16 protein-coding genes and 1 tRNA gene are annotated in these 22,888 nt (G+C 66.6%); 7 read left to right on the top strand and 10 right to left on the bottom strand.

The features are described 5' to 3' along the window. From purF to AC1AXT_RS03200, 4 genes are all read left to right on the top strand, one after another. Positions 1–1,521, top strand: coding sequence for an amidophosphoribosyltransferase (gene purF / locus AC1AXT_RS03215; RefSeq protein WP_476539115.1), 1,521 nt, complete (start codon positions 1–3; stop codon positions 1,519–1,521). A gap of 93 nt (positions 1,522–1,614) precedes the next feature. After that, a complete protein-coding gene (gene purM / locus AC1AXT_RS03210; RefSeq protein ID WP_476539114.1) occupies positions 1,615–2,649 on the top strand; it encodes a phosphoribosylformylglycinamidine cyclo-ligase in 1,035 nt (344 codons plus the stop codon). A 36-nt stretch (positions 2,650–2,685) separates the two neighbouring features. Further along, positions 2,686–3,954: a phosphoribosylamine--glycine ligase gene (gene purD / locus AC1AXT_RS03205; protein WP_476539113.1), complete on the top strand. Its 1,269-nt coding sequence runs from the start codon at positions 2,686–2,688 to the stop codon at positions 3,952–3,954. Between the two features lie 28 nt (positions 3,955–3,982). Next, the gene (locus AC1AXT_RS03200; protein ID WP_476539112.1) at positions 3,983–4,882 is read left to right on the top strand and encodes an SPFH domain-containing protein; all 900 of its coding nucleotides are present in this window, start codon (positions 3,983–3,985) and stop codon (positions 4,880–4,882) included. A 108-nt stretch (positions 4,883–4,990) separates the two neighbouring features. On the opposite strand, the gene uriH is transcribed toward AC1AXT_RS03200, so the two are convergent. Both uriH and AC1AXT_RS03190 read right to left on the bottom strand, forming a co-directional pair. Next, positions 4,991–5,935, bottom strand: a complete 945-nt coding sequence (gene uriH, locus AC1AXT_RS03195; RefSeq protein ID WP_476539111.1) for a uridine-preferring nucleoside hydrolase UriH — start codon at positions 5,933–5,935, stop codon at positions 4,991–4,993. Between the two features lie 305 nt (positions 5,936–6,240). Further along, the gene (locus AC1AXT_RS03190) at positions 6,241–8,391 is read right to left on the bottom strand and encodes an LTA synthase family protein (protein WP_476539110.1); all 2,151 of its coding nucleotides are present in this window, start codon (positions 8,389–8,391) and stop codon (positions 6,241–6,243) included. A 254-nt stretch (positions 8,392–8,645) separates the two neighbouring features. Here AC1AXT_RS03190 and AC1AXT_RS03185 point away from each other — a divergent pair, with 254 nt between their 5' ends. Then, complete coding sequence (locus tag AC1AXT_RS03185; RefSeq protein ID WP_476539109.1) at positions 8,646–11,291, top strand: bifunctional lysylphosphatidylglycerol flippase/synthetase MprF; 2,646 nt, start codon at positions 8,646–8,648, stop codon at positions 11,289–11,291. Here AC1AXT_RS03185 and AC1AXT_RS03180 read toward each other — a convergent pair. The 4 genes from AC1AXT_RS03180 to AC1AXT_RS03165 all read right to left on the bottom strand — a co-directional run bounded on the left by AC1AXT_RS03180 (position 11,288) and on the right by AC1AXT_RS03165 (position 14,459). Further along, on the bottom strand, positions 11,288–11,710 hold the full coding sequence (locus AC1AXT_RS03180) for a Fur family transcriptional regulator (protein ID WP_476539108.1): 423 nt from the start codon (positions 11,708–11,710) through the stop codon (positions 11,288–11,290). The two genes, AC1AXT_RS03185 and AC1AXT_RS03180, sit on opposite strands and share 4 nt — an antisense overlap. 20 nt (positions 11,711–11,730) lie before the next feature. After that, on the bottom strand, positions 11,731–12,882 hold the full coding sequence (gene purK / locus AC1AXT_RS03175; RefSeq protein ID WP_476539107.1) for a 5-(carboxyamino)imidazole ribonucleotide synthase: 1,152 nt from the start codon (positions 12,880–12,882) through the stop codon (positions 11,731–11,733). Beyond that, entirely contained in the window at positions 12,866–13,366 is a 501-nt protein-coding gene (purE, locus tag AC1AXT_RS03170) for a 5-(carboxyamino)imidazole ribonucleotide mutase (RefSeq protein ID WP_476539106.1), read from the bottom strand. Before purE ends, purK begins: the two co-directional genes overlap by 17 nt. A gap of 103 nt (positions 13,367–13,469) precedes the next feature. Beyond that, positions 13,470–14,459, bottom strand: a complete 990-nt coding sequence (locus AC1AXT_RS03165) for a zinc-binding dehydrogenase (RefSeq protein WP_476539105.1) — start codon at positions 14,457–14,459, stop codon at positions 13,470–13,472. Positions 14,460–14,676: 217 nt separating this feature from the next. On the opposite strand from AC1AXT_RS03165, the gene AC1AXT_RS03160 reads away from it, so the two are divergent. Together AC1AXT_RS03160 and AC1AXT_RS03155 are read left to right on the top strand one after the other, a co-directional pair. Further along, complete coding sequence (locus AC1AXT_RS03160; RefSeq protein WP_476540451.1) at positions 14,677–16,698, top strand: 1-deoxy-D-xylulose-5-phosphate synthase; 2,022 nt, start codon at positions 14,677–14,679, stop codon at positions 16,696–16,698. Positions 16,699–16,769: 71 nt separating this feature from the next. Then, positions 16,770–16,842: transfer RNA gene (locus AC1AXT_RS03155), tRNA-Arg, on the top strand. Between the two features lie 6 nt (positions 16,843–16,848). On the opposite strand, the gene AC1AXT_RS03150 is transcribed toward AC1AXT_RS03155, so the two are convergent. The 4 genes from AC1AXT_RS03150 to AC1AXT_RS03135 all read right to left on the bottom strand — a co-directional run bounded on the left by AC1AXT_RS03150 (position 16,849) and on the right by AC1AXT_RS03135 (position 22,852). After that, positions 16,849–18,042, bottom strand: coding sequence for an SLC13 family permease (locus AC1AXT_RS03150; protein WP_476539104.1), 1,194 nt, complete (start codon positions 18,040–18,042; stop codon positions 16,849–16,851). Between the two features lie 309 nt (positions 18,043–18,351). Continuing rightward, positions 18,352–18,960, bottom strand: coding sequence for a hypothetical protein (locus AC1AXT_RS03145; RefSeq protein ID WP_476552846.1), 609 nt, complete (start codon positions 18,958–18,960; stop codon positions 18,352–18,354). Positions 18,961–19,367: 407 nt separating this feature from the next. Next, the gene (dnaG, locus tag AC1AXT_RS03140; RefSeq protein ID WP_476562927.1) at positions 19,368–21,428 is read right to left on the bottom strand and encodes a DNA primase; all 2,061 of its coding nucleotides are present in this window, start codon (positions 21,426–21,428) and stop codon (positions 19,368–19,370) included. 89 nt (positions 21,429–21,517) lie between these two features. Further along, positions 21,518–22,852 carry a deoxyguanosinetriphosphate triphosphohydrolase family protein gene (locus AC1AXT_RS03135; protein ID WP_476562925.1) on the bottom strand — a complete coding sequence of 445 codons (1,335 nt, stop codon included), beginning with the start codon at positions 22,850–22,852 and terminating at the stop codon, positions 21,518–21,520. Positions 22,853–22,888: the final 36 nt, after the last annotated feature.

The following is a 22,888-nucleotide window of genomic DNA, read 5'->3' as shown; positions in this document are numbered from 1 at the left end:
TTGTCGGCTGAACTCGAAGAGATTCACGAAGAATGCGGCATTTTCGGCGTCTGGGGCCATCCCGACGCGGCGCGCCTGACCTACTTCGGGCTGCATGCGCTGCAGCACCGCGGACAGGAAGGCGCAGGCATCGTTTCCAACAACGGCGGCGAGCTGATCGGCCACCGCGGCCTGGGGCTGCTGACCCAGGTGTTCCACGACGAGAAGGAAATCGCCAAGCTCAAGGGCAACGCGGCCATCGGCCACGTACGCTACGCGACGGCCGGTTCCGGCGGCATCGACAACATCCAGCCGTTCGTCTTCCGCTTCCATGACGGCGACATGGCGCTGTGCCACAACGGCAACCTGACGAACTGCCCGTCGCTGCGCAAGGCCCTCGAGGACGAAGGCGCGATCTTCCACTCCAATTCCGACACCGAGGTGCTGATGCACCTCATCCGCCGCTCGCTGCGCCCGACGTTCCTCGACAAGCTGCAGGAAGCGCTCAACACCGTGCACGGCGGCTTCGCGTACCTGATCATGACGGAAGACAAGATGGTCGGCGCGCTCGACCCCAACGGCTTCCGCCCGCTGTCGCTGGGCCGCATGAAGAACGGCGCCTACGTGCTCGCTTCGGAAACGTGCGCGCTCGACGTCGTCGGCGCCGAGCTGGTACGCGACATCCGCCCCGGCGAAATCGTCGTCGTCGACGATTCCGGCTACCAGATCACGACGTACACGAGCCATACGCAGCTGTCGATCTGCTCGATGGAGTACATCTACTTCGCGCGCCCCGACTCCGACATCTACGGCGTCAACGTCCACTCGGCCCGCAAGCGCATGGGCGCCACGCTCGCCAAGGAGGCGCCGGCCGACGCCGACATGGTCATCGGCGTGCCCAACTCGTCGCTGTCCGCCGCCACCGGCTACGCCGAGGAGATCGGCCTGCCGAACGAAATGGGCCTGATCAAGAACCAGTACGTCGCCCGCACGTTCATCCAGCCGACGCAGGAGCTGCGCGAGCAGGGCGTGCGCATGAAGCTGTCGGCCGTGCGCAGCGTCGTCAAGGGCAAGCGCGTCATCGTGCTCGACGATTCGATCGTGCGCGGCACGACGTCCCGTCGCATCGTCGCGCTGCTCAAGGAAGCCGGCGCCGCCGAAGTGCACATGCGCATCAGCTCGCCGCCGCTGAAGTACCCGTGCTTCTACGGCATCGACATCTCCACGACGAAGGAGCTGATCGCCGCGAAGAAGTCGGTGGAGGAGATCCGCGAGTACATCGGCGCCGATTCGCTGGCGTTCCTCTCGCTCGACGGCCTGATCGAATCGATCGGCCTGAACGCCGACGCCCCGTACGGCGGCCTGTGCGTAGCGTACTTCAACGGCGACTACCCCACCGCGCTCGACGACTACGAGCAGGAGTTCCTCGCCTCGCTGACGCCGGAAGACCAGGTGAAGCTGCCGAAGTTCGCGCTCACCGCCAGCGAATACGAAGGCAACGAATACAACGCGTCTTCGTTCGCGCTTTCCGACGGCAACTGAACGTCCCGCCGCCGGCAGGTTCCTCCCGCCGGCGGCTTTTCGTTTCCCCAAGATTTACCCCAACCAACCGAACATACAGAAAGGCTTGCAGCAATGCCCCAGACATATGAGGACGCTGGCGTCAGCGTCGAAGCAGGTTATGAAGTGGTCAAGCGCATCAAGTCGCACGTCGCCCGCACCCAGCGCCCCGGCGTCGTGGGCGGCATCGGCGGCTTCGGCGGCCTGTTCGACCTCGCGTCGCTTGGCTATAGGGAACCTGTGCTGGTGTCCGGCACCGATGGCGTCGGCACGAAGCTGCTGGTCGCCAAGATGGCCGGCAAGCACGACACCGTCGGCATCGACGTCGTGGCGATGTGCGTCAACGACATCGCCGCCCAGGGCGCCCAGCCGCTGTTCTTCCTCGACTACATCGCCTGCGGCAAGAACGACCCGGCCATGCTCGAGCAGGTCGTCGCCGGCGTGGCGGACGGCTGCATCGAGGCCGAAGCCGGCCTGATCGGCGGCGAAACCGCCGAGATGCCGGGCATGTACGACGAAGACGAATACGACCTTGCGGGCTTTGCCGTCGGCGTGGCCGAGAAGTCGGCGATCGTCGACGGCTCGGGCATCGTCGAAGGCGACGTGCTGATCGGGCTGCCCTCCTCGGGCGTGCATTCCAATGGCTTCTCGCTGGTGCGCAAGGCCCTGTTCGAGCAGGGCGGCTATGCCATCGACGATGCGCCGGCCGAGCTCGGCGGCGCCACCATCGGCGAAACGCTGCTGACCCCCACGAAGATCTACGTCAAGACGCTCAAGCCGCTGTTCGAGGCCGGCGTCGTCAAGGGCGTCGCCCACATCACCGGCGGCGGCTTCATCGAGAACGTCCCCCGCATGATCCCCGACGGCCTGGCCGCCAGGATCGAGCGCGGCGCGTGGCAGGTCCCGCCGGTCTTCGGCCTGATTGAGCGCGCCGGCGGCATCGACCACGACGAGATGTTCAACGTGTTCAACATGGGCATCGGCATGGTCGTCGCCGTGCCGGCCGACCGCGCCGACGAAACGCTCGCGCTGCTGGAAGCCAACGGGGAAACGGGCGTGCGCATCGGCGAGATCATCGCCAACGAAGGCGCCGACGTCGAGCTGCGCTGACATCCGGATGGCTCTACCAGGAAAGAAGTGAGGAACATGGGACAGAAGGTTTTGGTTATCGGTTCGGGCGCGCGCGAGCACGCCATCGCCCACACGCTGCTCAAGGGCGGCTCGGTCGACGAAGTCGCGGTCGCCCCGGGCAATCCGGGCATGGAAGGCGACGGCATCCGCGTCGTGCAGATCAACCCGTCCAACCAGGCCGCGCTGATCGACTTCGTGCGCGCCAACGGCATCGACTGGGTGTTCGTCGGCCCGGAAGTGCCGCTCATCGAAGGCATCGTCGACACGTTCGCCAAGGCCGGCATCAAGGCGTTCGGCCCGACGAAGGCGGCCGCGCAGATCGAGGGGTCGAAGGACTTCGCCAAGCAGCTGATGGCGCGCCACGGCATCCCGACTGCGAACTACCGCACGTTCAGCGAGCTGGAGCCGGCCATCGCCTACGTCAAGGAGCAGGGCGCCCCCATCGTCATCAAGGCCGACGGCCTGGCCGCAGGCAAGGGCGTCACCGTCGCGATGGACGAGGACACGGCCATCGCCGCGCTCGACGACATCTTCGTGGATCACAAGTTCGGCGCCTCCGGCGCCAAGGTCGTCATCGAGGAGTTCCTCGACGGCCAGGAGTTCTCGCTGATGAGCTTCGTCAACGGCACCGATTTCTACCCGATGCCGATCAGCCAGGACCACAAGCGCGCCTACGACAACGACGAGGGCCCGAACACCGGCGGCATGGGCGCCTACTCCCCCGTGCCGCAGATCCCGCAGTCCGTCGTCGACGAGGCCATCGACACGATCGTGAAGCCCACCGTCGAGGCGATGGCGGCCGAAGGCACGCCGTTTGCCGGCATCCTGTACGCCGGGCTGATCGCCACGGCTGACGGCCCGAAGGTCATCGAATTCAACGCGCGTTTCGGCGACCCGGAAACCGAAGTGGTGCTCCCGAAGCTCACCAGCGACCTCGGCGCCGCCATCGCCGCGCTGCTCGACGGCGGCACGCCGGAATTCGCGTGGGATGCGGACAACGCCACGCTGGGCGTCGTGCTCGCCTCCGACGGCTACCCCGGCGACGTCGTCAAGGGCGCCCCCATCCCGGCCATCGCGACGGACGACGACAGCCACGTCTACTATGCCGGCGTCGGGTTCGACGACGACGGCAAGCTGGCCGCCAATTCGGGCCGCGTCATGCTGCTGGAAGTGAACGCGCCGACGATCGCGGCCGCCCAGGAAAAGGCCTACGCCATGCTGGACGCCGTAGAGACGCCCGGCCTGTTCTACCGGCACGACATCGGCGCCAAGGCGCTCGCCTGACGGCATCGACAGAGAGAAGAGGGAACCCATGCCAATCGTGATCCTGGTCATCGTCATCCTGGTGCTGCTGTGCTGCGGCGTGTTCATCGTCCAGCAGCAGACGGCCGACATCATCGAGCGGTTCGGCAAGTTCCACCGCATCGTGGGCGCCGGCATCCACATGCGCATCCCGCTGGTCGACAAGATCAGCAAGAAGGTGGAGCTGCGCACGCTGCAGGACATCTTCGAGCTGTCCGCCAAGACGCGGGACAACGTGACGATCCGCATGACCGTCGCCGTGCAGTACCGCGTCTCGCAGTACCCGGGCCGCTCCATCCAGGATTCCGGCATCTACCGCAGCTTCTACGCGCTGGCCGACCCCGAGGACCAGATGAAGAGCTACATCGTCGACGCGTTGCGCTCGACGATCCCCCAGTTCGACCTCGACTCGGTATTCGACGAGAAGGACGCGATTGCCGAAAGCGTGCGCCGCAAGGTGGCCGACCATATGATCCAGTACGGATTCGAGGTCGTCGGCACGCTGATCCAGTCGATCGGGCTGCCGCAGGACGTCGAGGCGGCGATGAACTCGATCAACGCCGCCGAGCGCGAGAAGATCGCCACGCAGTCGCGCGCCGAAGCCGAGAAGATCCGCGTCGTCACCGACGCGACGGCGAAGGCCGACGCGATGAAGGAAGCGGGCCGAGGCATCGCCGAGCAGCGCAAGGCAATCGCCGAAGGCATCAAGGATTCGCTGGCGACGATCCAGGAAGCCGGCGTCACGCCGCAGGAGGCCAACGAGCTGTTCGCCTTCACCCAGTGGACCGACATGATGGGCGAATTCGCCAAGGACGGCCGCTCCTCCACCGTCGTGCTGCCCAGCGACTTCAAGCAGACCAGCTCGATGTTCGTGCAGATGCTGGCCGCCGGCAGCGCGACCGGCAAATGACGCGCGGCCGCGCACAGGCCAGCCGTACGGAAACCGGCTGCGCCACGACGTGAAGCGGGGCTCCGGATTGACTCCGGAGCCCCGCTTCACGATTCCCAGGGACCGATATCAGCCGATGCGCTTGACGGCGTCGATGACCAGGTTCCAGAACTTGTCGAAGTCCAGCTTGACGGCCACCTGCGTATTGCATTCCTCGGGGCTGGGCTCCAGTCCGCGCAGGTCGGCGACGGTCATGCCGACGGTCAGGTCGCCGCGCAGCTCGACCTCCACCGGCGCACGCCGCGTCGTGATGACGCTCGGGTCAATCAGGTACGCCACCGTGCACGGGTCGTGGACCGGCGGGTCGACGAATTCCTCGGCATCCTGGTATGACTTGCGGAAGTAGTCCATCAGGTCGCTGACGAACTTGGCCGTCGGCGTGCCGATCTCGTCGATCTTCGCCTGCACTTCCGGCGTGCACAGCGCCTGGTGGGTCAGGTCCAGCCCGATCATCGTCACTGGCCAGCCCTTTTCGGCGAAGACGATGTGCGCGGCTTCCGGATCCGTCTTGACATTGAATTCCGCGACGGCGGACCAGTTGCCGGTGTGGTAGCCGCCGCCCATCAGCACGACCTGCTTGACGCGCTCGACGATGCGCGGCTCCAGCCGCATCGCCATCGCGATGTTCGTCAACGGGCCGGTCGGCACCAGCGTGATCGTCTTCGGCGGATTGTTCATGATCGTGTCGATGATCCAGTTGACGGCGTGCCCTTCATCCAGCGGACGCGTCGGCACCGGCAGTTCGGCTCCGTCCAGGCCGGTCTCGCCATGCACGTAGTCGGCGACTTCCAGCGGATGGACGAGCGGACGGTCGCAGCCCGCATGGACGGGGACATCGGTGGCGCCATACTGCTCGAGGCATGCGCGCGCGTTGTACGTGCACTTCTCAAGCGCGGCGTTGCCGCCGACCGTCGTCACGCCGACCAGCTCGATCGCCGGGTTCGCGACAGCGAGCAGCAGCGCCACGGCGTCGTCGTGGCCGGGATCGCAGTCAAGAATGATTTTCTCTACCATCAGTCCTCCTTTGGACGCTGCCGGACGGCGAAGCTCAATCAGTCCGGCAGCCCCCGTGCAGCGGGCCGCGGCGATGATGCCGCAACAGGGATGCGCCGCACGCGGGGTAGCCTTCGAATGCGTACAGCTTTCACGATACCGCTCGCCTGCCGGGGAAACGCGGAAAAATGATAAAACGTTTTGGCATTCTCCCACAGAAAAAAGAAACACCCCTGTCTTCAGGGGCGTTGGGGCCCTGGTCTCCTGAGTCCACAGCCCAAACTGGAAACGCCCCTGTCTCCAGGGGCGTCGGGCTTGGCGCGACGCTACATCGTGCCGGCGTTGTCGGGCAGCGCCATGAAAGACGTATCCTTCAGGTAGTGCTCGCCGGCCGTGATGTCGTACTGGATCAGCTTGTAGTCTTCCAGCAGCTGCTTCGCGTCATCGTCGAGCGAGCCGTAGGACATCTGCTCGCCCTCCTGGTTGAGGTAGATCGCGCTGCCTGCCGGAATGCGGTCCCAGCCCTGGATCGTGTTGACGACCGGAGGCTCCATCGCCGCGACCTTCTCGTGCAGTTCGGTCAGGAAGGCCAGGTACGGCGAGACCTTCGCGTCCATCTGGTCGGCGGCCTGCGCCATGAAGAAGTTCGGCGACGTGTAGGCGGCGTCCGAAATCGTGCGCCCCTGGTTGCCGGACGCCTTGTTGGACCAGATGAAGTAGTCGGTTTCGTGCAGCGCAATCGAATTGGACGAATCCTCGCCGGCCGTCTTGTAGATGCCGGGCAGATGGTCGCCGTAGAAGACGACGGTGATCGGCTTGTCGATCCGGTCGAGCTCCTCGAGGAAATCGGCGGTGGCTTCGTCGGTATAGCTCAGCCCCTTCGCGTACGTTTCGATCGACGACACCTCGGAGTCCTTCAGGCCGGACGCTTCGGCGCTCGTCACCTTGTATTCGTTGTCCTTGTACCACTTCGTATACGGCATGTGGTTCTGCATCGTCATCAGCTGGATGAACTGGTTCGAATCGGACGACTCGACCTGCTCAAGCGTGCTCTTGTACGCCGATTCGTCGGATACGTACGGCGAATCGTCGATCCTGTCGGTGTGGGAGATCTTGCCGGTACCGCCCGAAAGCGCATAGAACTTCGAGAAGCCGAACTTGACGTAGTTCGTTTCGCGCGAGTACATCGATGCCTCATAGGGGTGCAGCGCAACCGAGTCCGTCGACGAGCCCCACAGCTGGTTGAACGTCGGCGTCCAGCTGGCAGCCGGCACGAGCTGCTGGTACGGCGACGTGAGCGACGAATCGAAGTTCGCCATCGACAGGCCGGTCAGCTGCATGTACTCGAGGTTGGCGGTGCCGCCGCCGTAGCCGCTGGAGAGCATCTTGCCGCTGGTCGTGTCGCCCATGATTTCCCTCACGTTGGGGATCGGGTCCTTGTTGAGCGTGATGCCGGGGACGTTTTCCGGATCGGAGAACGTTTCGGACAGGATGCAGATGACGGTGTTGTCGGTCAGCGTGCCGGTACGCGATTCGTTGATCGACGCCGCTTCGGACGCGTACTTGTCGGCGAGCGCCTCCATCGTGGCCTTGGAATAGCCGGCCGGCTCGTCCATGACCTTGGGGTTGACGGCGCGCAGGAACGACGGGATCGGCCCGTTGCGCTGGGCGTCGTAGACCGAGTCCCACATCGAGGGCGTGTCCCCCATGCCGCGCGACACCCGATACGCCCATGAATCGGTCGTGCCGACGTCGTGCGTATACATGCCCAGCGCCGTGATCGGCAGCACGACGAGCAGCAGGCGCACGATGGCGCCCAGCGGCTTGGCGCGTCCGGACATGCGCACCATCGAGCCGTGGCGCAGGTCGAAATGGCTGATGAGCACGGCAAGCGCGATGATCGCGACCATGATCGCCACGGCGATGCCGATGACCTTCGCCCCGTCGTCGGGGATGAATCCGGCGATCTCGGTGGCGTTGCCGCCGAGGAAGTTCAGGTCGGCCGGCTGGATGGCCTCGTAGCGCACCTCGATCTTGAAATGCTCGGCCACCGCGATGGCCAGCGACACGCACAGCATGATCGGCGTGGCCACCCAGAACCTGTTCGTCGCCATCAGCACCGCCAGGTATGCCAGGCCGATGATGAGCAGGTTCAGCAGGAACACGTAGTTGCCCGAGCCCATCTTCTCGATCATCTGCCCCATCGAGGCAATGGACGCGCCGGAGACGCGGCCGGCTTCCGAAGAGACGCCCCACTGCAGCATGGCGAAGCAGCAGAAATCGAAGACGACGAAGAGCACTCCGTACAGCCATCCGGGCACCGCCCACCCACGGCGCCGGCGTGCCGTTGACGGCGCCACCGTCTTGATTTCCAGCGATTCGACGCCCACGGGATCGTAGGCGCTGGAGCGGGCATGGTCGCGCCCGTCCGTTTCAGGATTCGTTTCGGGGTTCTGTTCCGACTGATCTGCATTCACGTCGCAATCTTCCGTTCGTTGTGCTGTGGCCTGTTGGGACATGATGGTTAAGTCAACATCGTCATTGTTCCCTCACAAGCCGACAAACCGCACAGGCTTGGGGGAACCCGAACGCCGGCGCAAAGGAATCTTGAAGCCCTGCGAAAAGCCGGGGGCGCTTCAGCGAACTGCCGAACGCGGAGGCCTGTGCGGCGCCGGCCCGGTAAGGTGAAGGCAGGATGCCGGAAACACACGACAAGACGAGGTGAGGGAAGATGGAAGCGACGAAACGCGGGCCCCGGATGCGGTCGGCAGCCGGGGCGCAGCTGGCCGCCGACCTGCGCCAGTGGGCGCACGAACAGGCGTTCGCGCTGTGGGTGACGGCCGGATTCGTCATCGTGAACCTGCTATGGTGGCTGTTCTATGCCGTGCAGCACAAGGCGCTGCCCTATGCGCAGCTGTCAAGCGACCTGGGGCATTTCGACCTCGGCCGCCTCATTCCGTCGCTGTTCCTGACGCGCGGGGCGTTCCAGCTCATCGTCGAGGCGCTGCTGATGCTGCTGGTGCTGGGGCTGGCCGAGCCGATCCTCGGGTGGGTGCGCACGACGTTCATCTGCCTGGCGTCGGCGTTCGGTGGCGTAGCGCTCGGACTGCTGCTGTGCGCGGGGATCTCCTCGCTGTTCTCCAATTCGATCGAGGTCTTCCGCATCAGCTTCACCCTCAGCCCGGTCATGCTCGTCGTCGGCGCGCTGATGGCCGCCACCTGCTTCTCCGGCCAGCTGTGGCGCCGGCGTATCCGCATCATCGGCTACTGCGCCATTGCCGTCGTGCTGCTGTACGGCGGCAATCCGGGCGACTACTGCACGCTGATGGCGGCCATCATCGGCCAGCTGATCGGCCGCGCAATCGCCGGGGCGCCCAGCCATGCCGACCAGTGGAACTGGCAGCATTCCTCGTCGTATGAGACGCGCCATACGCTCGGCGCCATCGGCATCGTGCTGGCCCTGGGGCCCCTCGTCGCCTCCACGTCGCGTTCGCATGCCGGGCCGTTGACGTCGCTGGCGTTCATCATGAGCCCGGAATCGGTCAACTCTGGCAAGCTGGCCGCCTGCATGCACGGCGTGGCGATGGAGGGATGCTTCACGCAGTACGAGCTGGCGCGCGCGTCGATGCCGGGCGACATCCTGCGTTCGCTGCTGCCGCTGGTCGTCATGCTCGTCATCGCATGGGGCATGTACCTGGGCCGGCGCACGGCGGCGTGGTTCGCCATCGTGTTCTATGGAGCCTCGGCGCTGATCACGCTGTGCTACTACCTGCTGGTCCCCTATACCATCAACGGCTCGCAGCAGGCGTTCTCCAGGGCCGCGCTGTGGTCGTGCATCGTCAACACGGCGGTGCCCGCGGCGTTCGCCATCGTCACGGCCGTCCACATCAAGGCCTTCTCGATCCGCACCGACCACAAGGCCATGCGGCTGGGCGTCACGATCGTCATCGGCACGCTGGCCGCATGCTCCGCCATCTACCTGCTGTACGGGCTGTTCAACGCCTCGAGCTTCACGCCCAGGCCGACGTTCGCGCAGATCCTCGCCGAGCTGCCGTGCCGGTTCCTGCCCATCGGCTTCCTGGCCGACACGAGGCTCGACTTCATGCCGGCCACGACGCTTGCCTCGATCGTGTACCAGGGCGTCGGCATCGTGTTCTGGCTCGTGCTGGTCATCGCCTCGATCGTATGGCTGCATACGTCGGTCGACCATGACCGGCGCGAGCGGGAGGCGGCCGAGGCGCTCGTGGAGGCCGGCGGCGAATCGATGAGCTTCATGACGACCTGGGAAGGCAACGACTACTGGCTATCGGCCACCGGCCGCTCGGCCATCGCCTACCGCGTGCGCGGCGGCATCGCGCTGACCACCACCGGGCCGTTCGGCGACCCGGACGAATGGATGGCCGACCTCGACGAGTTCTCGCGCTTCTGCCACGAGCATTCGTGGACGCCGGTGTTCTACGCGGTGCATCAGGAGGCGCGCGACCACCTGTCGGCGCTGGGATGGCATTCGCTGCTGGTCGGCGAGGAAATGGTCATCGACCCGGCGGCCTGGAAGACCACCGGCAAGAAGTGGCAGGACATCCGCACCGCCATCAACAAGGCGAAAAGGGAGGGGATTTCCGACGAGTTCTGCACCTGGCAGGAATGCCCGGCCGACGTGCAGGACCAGTTCGAGGAGATTTCCGAACAGTGGAGCGAAGGCAAGGCGCTGCCGGAAATGAAGTTCACGCTCGGCGGCGTGGAGGAGCTCAAGGACCCGCGCGTCAAGGTGCTGTATGCCATCGACGCCGATGGCACCGTACAGGGGGTGACCAGCTGGCTGCCCACGTGGCGCAACGGGCGCGTCGTCGGCTGGACGCTCGACTTCATGCGCCACCGCATGGATTCGCCCAACGGCATCATGGAATTCCTGATCGCCCGCATGGCGCAGCGCATGCACGACCTGGGCGAGGAAAACCCCAACGACGCCGTCGAATTCGTCAGCCTGTCGGCCGCCCCGCTGGCCGGCCTCGACAGCCAGGAGGACGCCACAAGCGACGACAATACGAACGTGTCGGGCACGATTGTGCTGCAGCATGCACTGGCGCTGGTGGCCAACTTCCTCGAGCCGGAATACGGCTTCAAGTCGCTGTTCAACTTCAAGAAGAAGTTCCAGCCGGCCGCCTACCCGGTGTACCTGTGCTATGCGGACCCGGCGAAGCTGCCGAACCTTGCGCTGGCGATCCTGCGCGCCTACCTGCCGGGCCTGACGGTCCGCGAGGCGCTGGGCCTGCTCGGCACGCTCAAGGGCGGCGACGAGTCGGGCAAGGAAAACGCCAGGGACGCAGGCAGGCAGTCCGGCAACGGCACAGGCAGGAACGGAGCCGCCAGCGCCTAGCCGTTGCGCCCTTCGGGCTCACAATCGCCGGTGCCGCGGGCCGCGCCCCGGCGGCATTCGAGGCACAGGCCGAAGACCTCCAGCGTATGCGACTGGACGGTGAAGCCGTGCTGGTCGGCGACCCGCTTGAGCCATGTTTCGCTCGGCGGGTCGATTTCCACCGTCTTGCCGCAGCCGGTGCATACCAGGTGGTGATGGTGGGTGCTCCCGCACAGCCGGAACAGCTGGACGCCGTCCATCCGGACCGTGTCGACGAGGCCGGCGTCCTCCAATGCGTTGAGCTGGCGGTATACCGTCGCCAGCCCGATGGAGGTGCCCTGTTCGCCGAGGCGCTCATGCAGCTGCGCGGCGGACATGAATTCGCCGGTATGCCGCAGCGCCTCGAGCACGGCGTCCTTCTGCTTCGTATTGCGTTCCATCGGCCGCCTAGTTCCCGGATTCAGCCATTCCAGCAGCCGGTGGCTTCCATCGAGGCCAGCGTGGCCCTGGGGTCGTCCGTCAGCACGGTGACGTGGCCCATCTTGCGGTTGTGCTTGACGTCGGCCTTGCCGTAGTCGTGGACGTGCCATTCGGGGTGTTCGAGGCTGGCTTCGCGCACCGGCGCGACATGCTGGCCGAGCACGTTGACCATGACGGCGTCCCCGAGCAGCTGCGGCTCGGGCAGCGGCAGCCCGGCGATGCCGCGGATATGCTCGTCGAACTGGTCGAAGTCGCATGCCTCGATCGTGTAGTGGCCCGAATTGTGCGGGCGGGGCGCCAGCTCGTTGACGATGACCTTCCCCGACGGCGTGACGAACAGCTCGATGGCCAGCGTGCCGGCCAGTTCGAAGCCCCTGGCCAGCGTCAGCGCCAGCTGGCGCGCCTGCTCGGCGATGGAGGCGTCGATGCGGGCGGGGGCGAGCGTGGCGTGCAGGATGTTGTCGCGGTGGATGTTCTCGACGACCGGGAACGTCACGTACTGCGAGCCGTTGCCGCACACGAGCACCGACGCCTCGAACGCGAAGTCCACGAACCCTTCCAGCACGGCCTGCGGAAAGGCGTCGTCCGGCCATACGCCGGCCAGGTCCTCCGGGCCGTGCAGCACGATCTGGCCATGGCCGTCGTAGCCGCCTTCGGCCGTCTTGAGCACCGCCGGATAGCCGATGCGCCCCAGCGCGTCCTCGAGTCCGGCCCGGCTGGATACCTCCTCCCATGGCGCCGTCGCCACGCCATGGCCGTTGATGAAGGTCTTCTCCGCGATGCGGTTTTGCGTGACGCGCAGCAAGTCGGTGCCCTGCGGGATGGCGACGTCGCCGCGCACCTCGTCGAGCGCGTCGGCGTCGACGTTCTCGAATTCATAGGTCAGCACGTCGCTGCGACGCGCCAGTTCGGCGATGGCCTCGCGGTCGTCGTAGGGGGCAGTCACCTGGAAATCGGCGACCTGCGCGGTCGGGCAATCGGGCGTGGGGTCCAGCACGCCGACGCGATAGCCCATGTACTTCGCGGACAGGGCCATCATGCGGCCCAGCTGGCCGCCGCCGACGATGCCGATCGTCGCGCCCGGCGCCAGGGTGCGCGCCCCCGACCGCGTTTCCTCAGCAAAGCTCGGCATTGGACTGCGCCACCTTCTCCTTGAGGCCGTCGCGGTAGGCCTGCAGCTTGCCGGCCAGTGCCTCGTCGTCCATCGACAGCATGCTCACGGCCAGCAGGCCGGCATTCGTCGCGCCCGAATTGCCGATCGCCGTCGTCGCCACCGGAATGCCGCCCGGCATCTGCACGATCGACAGCAGCGAATCGAGCCCGTTGAGGGCGCGGGACTTGACCGGCACGCCGATGACCGGCAGCGTCGTCTGCGCCGCCACCATGCCCGGCAGATGCGCCGCGCCGCCGGCGCCGGCGATGATGACCTTGATGCCGCGGCCACGCGCGCCATGCGCGAAGTCCGCCATCAGTTCAGGGGTGCGGTGGGCCGACACCACCTGCTTTTCATACGGCACGGCGAAATCGTCGAGGATTTCGCAGGCGTGCTTCATCGTTTCCCAGTCGCTGGCCGAACCCATGATCACGGCCACTTCGGGGCTGCTGTGCGATGCCATAGTCACCTTTCGTCGCTAACGAAACCAACCTGAACCACTGTACGCGCCGCGCGGGGCAAACGCGTTGGCGCGTCCATGGAGGCGGCTGCCGGCTCCTGCCGCCCTAGAACCGCAGCGCGACCTTGCCGAAGACGTCGCCGGAGAGCACCTTGCTAAAGGCCTGGCGCGCCTGCTCGAACGGGTATTCGGCGTCGATGACGGGCTGCAGGCCGCTGTGCTCGACGAGGCGCAGCATGGATGCGAAATCGCCGCGCGAACCCATCGTGTTGCCCGCCACGCGGATGTCCTGGAAGAATATGCGCGTCAGCTCGGCTCCCGGCTGATCGCCGCTCGTGGCGCCGCATACGACGATCGTGCCGCCCGGGCGCACCGCGCGCACCGAATGCGCCCAGGTCGCGGCGCCGACCGACTCGATGACGGCGTCGACCTTGCGCGGCAGGCGCGCTCCCGGCTCGAACGCCATGTCCGCGCCGAGGTCGAGCGCCCGGCGCCGCTTGCTTTCCGAACGCGACGTGGCGTAGACGGCCAGGCCGGCGGCGTGGGCCATCTGGATCGCCGCGCTCGACACCCCTCCCCCGGCGCCCTGCACGAGTACCGAATCGCCCGGAACGACATTGGCCTGCCTGAAGAGCATCGAGTAGGCCGTCAGCCAGCTGGTGCCCAGCGCGGCCGCTTCGGGGGCGGACAGATGCGCCGGCTTGGCAAACAGGTTGGCGCTGGGCACCGCGGCGACCTGCGCCATCGTGCCCTGGTAGCGTTCCGAAAGGATGGAGCGGGGCTCCCCCGGCGCCACGCCGGAACCGTCATGCCCGATGACGGTATAGGCGACGACCTCGTCGCCGGCCTTGAGCCCCGTGTCCCCTTCAGGGGTCTCCCGCAGCGTGCCGCACACGTCGGTGCCGAGGATCATCGGCAGGCGGCTGGCCGGCAGCCCCACGCCCTTGAGGCTCCAGATGTCATGGTGGTTCACCGACACGGCCTGGGTGTCGATGGCGCTCCAGTACTGGGGCAGCCGCGGTTCGGGGCGCTCGCCCACCGCCAGGGCTCCCAGCGGGTCGTCGGGATTGATGGATGCAGCGTATACGGCCTTCATTGGCTTGCCTTTCGTGCAGGGATGGTTCACCGTGCTGGCGAGAATACTACCAAATGCCGCGGGGAAACGCATGGGCGCGATGGGACGCGAATGGCGCGGCTGGGCCGTTATGGACGGTACGGCGTAGTATTCTCGTCAGAACGACGGGTGAGACGAACGGTACGGTGAGGATCGATACAGCATGACGACAGCGCAATACGGCAGCCAATCGGACGCAATGGCAGAAGCGGCAGCCGGACGCTGGCCGCTGCTGGCGTCGATCCGCGGCCCGCAGGACGTCAAGGGGCTCGACGCCGCGCAGCTGGAGGAACTGTGCCGGCAGATCCGCGAAGCGCTCGTGGCGTTCGGCAAGCGGCACGGCGGCCATATCGGCTCGAATCTCGGGCTCGTCGAGGCGACGGTGGCGCTGCACCGCGTCTTCGATTCCCCGCATGACCGCATCGTCTTCGACGTCTCGCACCAGAGCTACGTCCACAAGATGCTGACCGGCCGCGCCGCCGCGTTCCTCGACCCGGAGCGTTTCGGCGACGTCACCGGCTTCACCAATCCGCAGGAAAGCGGGCACGACCAGTTCGTGCTCGGGCATACCGGCACGTCCATTTCGCTGGCGACCGGCCTGGCCCGGCAGCGCGACATGGAGCGCGCCGCGGGCAAGGCGTGCGAAACCGGCAACGTCATCGCCGTCATCGGCGACGGCGCGCTGAGCTCGGCCGTGGCCTTCGAGGGGCTCAACAACGCCGCCGAGCAGGGCGGCAACCTCATCATCGTCTTCAACGACAACGAAATGTCGATCGCCGAAAACCATGGCGGCATGTACGCGACCCTCGCCAGGATGCGCGAATCCGGCGGCACGGCCGAACCGAACCTGTTCGAGGCGTTCGGGCTCGACTACCGCTATGTCGAGGCCGGCAACGACGTCGCCGCGCTCGTCGAGGCGCTGGACGACGTCAAGGACATCGATCATCCGATCGTGCTGCATATCCATACGCGCAAGGGCCTGGGGATGGACGCCGACGCGGACGACGTGGCCGCCGGCTACCGGGAAGGCCGCTGCGAAGCCAACCACTGGCAGGATCCGCTCCAGGACGCTTCCATGCCGGCTACGCCGGCTGCCCCGGCCGTGCAGGCCATGCGCGACGCCGCAGGCGAGCTGCGCGGAGCGGATGCGCTGGGCGCCCCCGACGTGCCGGCCCCGCACCCCCATGGCGCGCGCAAATACTATGGCCAGCTGGCGATGGACGCGCTGTCGCGCCGCTTCGGCGACGAGCCGGGCCTGGTCGTCATCTCCCCGGCGACGCCGGGCTCCAACGGCATCACGCGCGCGTTCCGCCGCCAGGCCGGCAGCCATTACGTCGATACCGGCATCACCGAGGAGCATGCGGTGGCGTACGCATCGGGCATCGCCCGCGCAGGCGGCCGGCCGGTCGTGGCGACAAGCGCCACGTTCTTCCAGCGCGCCTTCGACCAGATCCAGCAGGAGCTGTCGCTCAACGCCACGCCGGTGACGCTGCTGTCGTTCGGCGGCGGCCTGTCCGACGCCGACAACACCCATTCCGGCGCATTCGACATCGCCATGTTCGGCAACATCCCCGGATTGACATGCCTGGCGCCGACCAATGGCCGCATGTTCCTGCGCATGCTCGAATGGTCGACGTCGCTGGCCAATACGAAGCCGGTGCTGATCCGCGTGCCCGGGCAGATGACGCTGGACGCCGAACGCTCCGGCGAGCTCAAGCCCTCCGCGCAGGTGGCGGCCGCCGTCGACGCGCGGCTGACGGACCGGCCCGAGCCGTTCGCGCGCTATGCCGTCAAGCAGCATGGCTCCCGCGTCGCCATCCTCGGCCTGTCGGACGCGTCGGTCATCGCCGGCCGCGTCGTGCGCGCGCTGGAAGAGGGCGACGCACAGGGCGCCTGCGCAACGGACGGCATGGCCGACGAGGCGGTCCACGCGACCTGGATCGATCCGCTGCAGTTCTCGGCGATCGACGAGGCGACGCTGCGCCGGCTGCCGGCCACGCACCAGGTCGTCGTGACGATCGAGGACGGGCAGCTCGAAGGCGGCTGGGGCGAGAAGGTGACGGCGTTCTACGCCAACGAAATGCCCGATGCCGGCGTCAAGACGTTCAATTTCGGCGCCCGCAAGGAGTTCACCGACCGCGTCGGCCTGGCGCACCTGCTCGACCGTTACGCGATGACGGTGCCCGGCATCGTCTCGGCGATCCGCCAGGCGCTTGGGTAGGCCCGGGGCGCCGGGATGCGGCGATCCTGCGGTTGCATCCATCCTCGGGTAGTGCCATACTTGGCTGTTGCGCCTCAGTAGCTCAATGGATAGAGCAACGGCCTTCTAATCCGTCGGTTGCCGGTTCGAGTCCGGCCTGGGGCACCTTATCTATTCGATGAGAAAGCTCAGCGCCACCAGCACGATGAGGAACGCGAAGGACACCGCGGAATAGACGCCCAGATACCGCCCCTTTTGCTTCGGGTACGACTTGGTGACGTACTTGTAGGTGATCAGCGACGCCATCGAGGCGATCAGCGTGCCCATGCCGCCCAGGTTCGTGCCGATGATCAGCGGCACGTACTGGCTGCTGAAGCCGGAGAGCAGCAGCGTCGTCGGCACGTTCGAAATGACCTGGCTCGACACCACGGCCACCAGCAGCGGCTCCTGGCCGACGAAGGCCTGCGCCAGCTCGCAGAATTCCGGCACGCGGCGCATGTTGCCGATGAAGATGAAGAACATGATGAACGTCAGCGGCAGCCCCCAGTCGACATGGCGGAAGGCGCGTGGATCGGTAATCAGGAACGCCACGACGCATACGGCGACCATGACCCACAGCGGGATGAGGTCGCTGACCGTCAGGATGCACACGAGAAAGAGCGCCAGGTATACCCAGATGCGCCAGCCGCCATACGACGAACCGTAGCCGGCCAGGCGGATCTCGTCCGGCTGGTGGCCTTCGGGGTTCGGCGCGAGCACCCCGGCCTCGAACCCTTCGTCGGACAGGTCGCGGAACTGCGATACCGGCTTGCCGCGGAACACGAAGCAGGTGACGATGACCAGCAACAGCGCCGCCAGCGCCGAATACGGCGCCATGATGCCGATGAACCTGAACGTGGAATACCCGGTGAGGGCCTTGAGGTAGAGGTTGTGCGCGTTGCCAATGGGCGTGAGCATGCTGCCGACGTTGGCGGCGACCGTCATCATCGCCCCCACCAGCACCGTATAGCGCTCCATGCATGCCATTTTGAGCACCGCTATCGCGAAGGGCACGAACGTGACGAGCGCCACGTCGTTGGTGATGAACATCGCGGAGAAGAACGTGAGCGCCAGGAGGGTAAGCACCAGTCCGCGCGCCGTGCTGACGCGGCGCAGCAGGCGCGAGCCCACCATCCGGAACACGCCAATGCGCTGCAGCCCTACGACGACGAGCATCAGGCAGCACAGCTGCGCAATCGTCGAAACGTGCACGTATCCCCAATAATCGTCATCGGGATGCACAATGAAACAGGAGATGATCGCCAGCACCGTAGCAACCACGAGAATCGTTTCGCTACTCAGCAGATTCAGCAACCGACGTCGCATCCGCCCCTCCGCAAAGAAACCGTCAAAACAGCTCAATCCTACACACAACCCAGCCATTGCAACGGTTCCGGCGTGGTTCTTTTCCGACGGTTTCGAGCGTTAAGCCACGTTAAGCTTACGGAAATATGGGATTGCACCCGACCTTTTCTCCAGGCGAACCGCATGGGCGCTATTTTGCAAAATCGTTTGATTAAGAGGCGCCGCGCACCGCTCACTATTTTCCGGAAGGAAGCGCCCTGGAGACGACGGGCCCGCGCGGCATGGCCGCCTATCCCCGTCGTCAAGAAAGAGGCTTGCCTATCCGCCCGTCTACCCCCTGTCGCTGAGGAAGAAGCCGGCGGCTGCCTGCGTCGTCGGCGACGGCACGAACGTCACCGACAGCTGCTCGCTCGACTCGTCCACCTCGAGCGGCACCCTCGTCGACGCCGGCATCGCGGCATCGCAGGAAATCTGGGACGAATCCATCGCCTGGCCGTCGACGACCATGCTGATCGTGAAGGAGCCGGCGCCTGAACAGTAGGCGGACAGCTCGTAGTCGCCTTCCGGGACCGGGCTGAGCACCTGCATGTCGGTAGGCTGCGCCGACGTGACGTTGCCGTCTGCGTCGGCGACCGGCGCCGTCCACCATGTCGTTTTCGAATAGGGCGCCGAATCGGCCTTCGAAAGCCGGTGCGGCGAGCCGTCGCGCGCGAAGCCGACGCTGGCATTGACCGCGTCCATCCACGCGACGCCCTGGTCGGTGGACGGCTTGAGCTCGTCGGCGTCGCTGGAAGCGAGCGTCGTCGCCATCGTATCGTCGGACATGACGCTGGTGGTCGAGGATGCCGGCTCTTCGATTGCCGGGCCGGACAGCGGCGCCGAAGAGGCCACGGCAACGCAGAGCAACGCAACGGCCAGAGCTACCGCCAGCCTATGCATGCAATTGCCAACCTTCATGACGCATCGCCTCTTCCCCCGTACTCCCCGGTACGCTACCCCTGGCCGCCGGCGTGCCCTTTCACGCCGGCGCCCCTTTCCCTTTCATATGCTGCGAGCCGGAGAAGACGGCCTGGATCCGCCGTTGCCGGCGAACCAGTTTCCACTTTAGGGGCACCGATGGGTGTTCACCGCCCGTTTGCCGCAAAAAGGCGCCCGCAAAGCCGTTTTTCAGTCTCAGAGCGCAAAGATTTAGAGCGCGTCTTCAATAAATGCCTAGCGTTTGCGCTCGCAACAGGCCAAGACGGGATAGCGATGCGTGGCGCTTCATATGGGGCCATGCCGCCTTCGGCAACGTGCGTGCGTTGCCGTGCCGCAAACGGCTTCCCGCTGCACGCTTCCTTGACGGGCTATGACTGGAAGGTCTGGGAACGCAGGGCGACGCGTTCCTGTTCGAGGCGCGCCAGCTCGCCGAGCGCGGCGATCTTCGCGTCGCCGTCCGGCATCTGCGCCATGCGGCGCTTCATCGAGCCGATGCGGCGCATGACGCCCAGGTCGAGCAGGCGCCCGGTCAGTTCGCGCGCATACTGGCGTTCCGCGTCGTCGGGCTGGCGCAGCATGACCGGCTTGCCGTCGCGCTCGAGGCCGGCGGCCGCCTGCGGCTGCTGGGAGCCGGGCAGCGGCAGCGGCATGACGGCCAGCTCGTTGATGGCCGATTCGAGCGTCGGGCCGCCTGCCTTCGTCAGCGCGTGCAGCCACAGGCCGACCGGCGTGCCGGGCTCCGGCAGCCCACCCGCCGCCGCGACGGCCTGGAACATCGTGCGGAACACCGGGGTGATGAAGCAGCTCACCGTCAGCATGCCGAACAGCTGGGGGTCGATGGCGAGCGGCAGCTGCACGAGCGTGGCCATGAACTGCTGTTCGGCCATGAACACCTGGTCGTCGACGCGGTAGTAGCCCTGTTCGCGCGCGTCCTTTTCCGCCAGCGCCAGCAGGGCGGCCTGGTTGACGGCCGGCGAGGACGGCTGGCTGCCCGAAGCCTCGGCGAAGCGCTGGCGCGGGGCGTAGGCGTCCTCGCTGCGCACGTGCAGCGAGGCGCGGGCCTGGTTCACTTCGCGGCGCATGACGTCGAGATCCACGCCGATGCGGCGCGCGGCCTTGCGGATATACAGGTCCATCAGCGACTTGTCGCGGATTTGCGCGACCAGCGGGCTGACGGCCTTGACCGCGCCCATCTGGCCGGTCGTGTACGACGTGTCGAACCGGTCGACGGCCGTGTCGATGACGAAGTCGTACAGCGGCTTGAGGCCCGGGTTCTCGATGAGCGCGCGTACCGCCTCGTCGCCGCGTTCCATGCGCAGGTCGCACGGGTCGAGGTTGTCGGGGGCGACGGCGACGAACGTCTGCGACAGGAAGGCCGTGTCAAGCCCGAAGGCGTGCAGCGCGGCATGCTGGCCCGCCTTGTCGCCGTCAAACGTGAACACGACGCGCGAGCTCAGCGGCTGGCCGGCCACCTTCGTGGGCCCGATGAGCTGGATGGCGCCGATCTTGTCGTCGCCGATCAGCCGGCGCACGATTTTGGCGTGGTCGGGGCCGAACGCCGTGCCGCAGGTGGCGACCGCCGTGTCAATGCCGGCCAGGTGCATGGCCATGACGTCGGTATAGCCTTCGACGATGACCACTTGGCGCTTCTTGACGATGGCCGGCTTGGCCAGATCGATGCCGTAGAGCACTTGGTTCTTGCGGTACAGCTGCGTATCCGGCGTGTTGATGTACTTGGAGGCGATGGCGTCGTCGTCGTAGAGCTTGCGGGCGCCGAATCCGAGCGTGCGGCCGGTCGAATCGCGGATCGGCCAGGTGACCCGGCCGCGGAAATAGTCGTAGACCCCGCGCTGCCCCTGCCGGGCCAGGCCGGCGTCCAGCATCTCCTGCTGCGTGAAGCCCTTGGACGCCAAGTGCCGCACGAGATTGTCCCAGCCCTTGGGCGCGTAGCCGCAGCCGAACCGCTCGCAGTCGGCCTGGGAGAAGTCGCGGCCGCCGAGCAGCTTGCGGGCGGCGAGCGCTTCCTTCGTCATGATCTGGCCGGTGAAGAACCGCTGGGCCTCCTCGTTGGCCTCCAGCAGCCGGGCGCGCTTCGAGCCGTGGTGCTCGGCACGGCCCTGGGCCTCGTCGAAATGCAGCTCGATATGGTATTTGTCGGCCAGCAGCTCGACCGCGTCGCGGAAGTCGATGTTCTCGCGCTCCTCGACGTACTTGAAGACGTCGCCGCCCTTGCCGCAGCCGAAGCAGTGCCATACGCCCAGCGCGGGCCGCACGTTGAAGCTCGGCGTCTTCTCGTCGTGGAACGGGCATAGGCCGGTGAAGGAGCCGGCGCCGGATGCCTTGAGCAGCACGGTGTCGGATACGATTTCGTACAGGTCCGCCGCCGCGCGCACCTTTTCAATGTCTTCCTTCGCGATCATCCCGGCCATGTCCACCAATATACCGAACCGGCGCTATAGCGCATGGGCGCATGGGACCCGCGGCCCCCATCGCGGCGCGGGACGTCGCCGCGACGCGCCTATCCGCACAGGATGCTGTGCATCGCCATGGCGCTGCCGTCGGTCAGGCTCGCCACCTGGTCGATGGCCACGCGCAGGCGCTCGCCGTCGTTTTCCGCGCATCTCCAGTCGTCGAGGAATACCGGTTCGAGGGCGACCGAGGGGGCCGGGCTGTCGGCCATCATGACGTCGACGAGGTCGGCGACGATCTGCTGCTCCTCGGCATGCAGCGGCTCGGCTTCCCGCGGCTCCATGACGAAATGGACGGCGATGCCCTTGAGCGCCAGGATCTCGTAGCGCGTCTGGGCAGGCACGACGAGGCTGGCATGGTAGCGCGTCAGCGGGCCGTCGCCGTAGGCGTCGCGCGTGGCGCGCTCCACCGATCCGGCGAAGCGGCCGATCAGCATGCTGGTGATGTTCTTGAGCTGTGCCAGGGCGCGCCTGCCACCGTCGAAGGACGAGGGGAACGCCCCGAGGCCGGCGAGGCGCAGCAAGGCGCGCTCGATGCGCCTCGGCTCCCACTGGCTGCCGTACCATGCGCAGGTATCGTCGACGACCCGGGCCACCTCGCGCTCGTCGCGCAGCGCCTGCGGCTCGAAGGCGCCAGTGGCTATGGCGTCCTCGACGTCGTGGACGCTGTAGGCGATGTCGTCGGACAGGTCCATCACCTGGCATTCCATCGGTGTGGCGGGGGCGACCGGCGCGACGGGCGCCAGGGGCGCCGTGGGCGAGGCGGCAGGAACGGCCGGACTGTGGCGCCCGCTGCCAGCGTCCAGCCAGGAGAACACCGGCTCGTCGTCCGGGTAGACGCAGAACTTGAGGCTGCGTTCGCCCTTGGGGTGCGCCGCGGCCTCGCGGTAGGTCCACGGGTACTTGATGGCGGCGTCCAGCGAAGCGCGGGTGAGGTTGACGCCGGCGGAACGCCCGTCGGGGAAGAAGACCTTGGGCTCGAGCCGGGTCAGCAGCCGCAGCGTCTGCGCGTTGCCTTCGAAGCCCCCGATCGGGGTGGCGATGGCCGCCAGCGCCCGTTCGCCGTTGTGCCCGAACGGCGGGTGGCCCAGGTCATGCGCCAGGCATGCGCAGTCGACGACGTCCGGATCGCAGCCGAGCAGCTGGGCGATTTGCCGGCCGATCTGCGCCACTTCGAGGGTGTGGGTGAGGCGGGTGCGCGCGAAATCGTCGGTGCCGGCCACGAGGATCTGGCTTTTGGCGCCCAGCCTGCGCAGCGCGGACGAATGGATGATGCGCGCGCGGTCGCGTTCGAATTCGGTGCGCGACGGCGACTTGGCGGCTTCCGGCGCCCAGCGCTCCATGTCGCGCGGTTCGTACCCTTCAAGATTCGCCTGGCCGTCCATTGTTGCGCCCCCTTGATGCCGCGGGCAGTTCCTGCT

Source organism: Bifidobacterium sp. LH_450, from assembly GCF_056356715.1.
The sequence above is the reverse complement of the archived record's forward strand: the minus strand, read 5'-3'. Positions and strand labels throughout refer to the sequence as shown.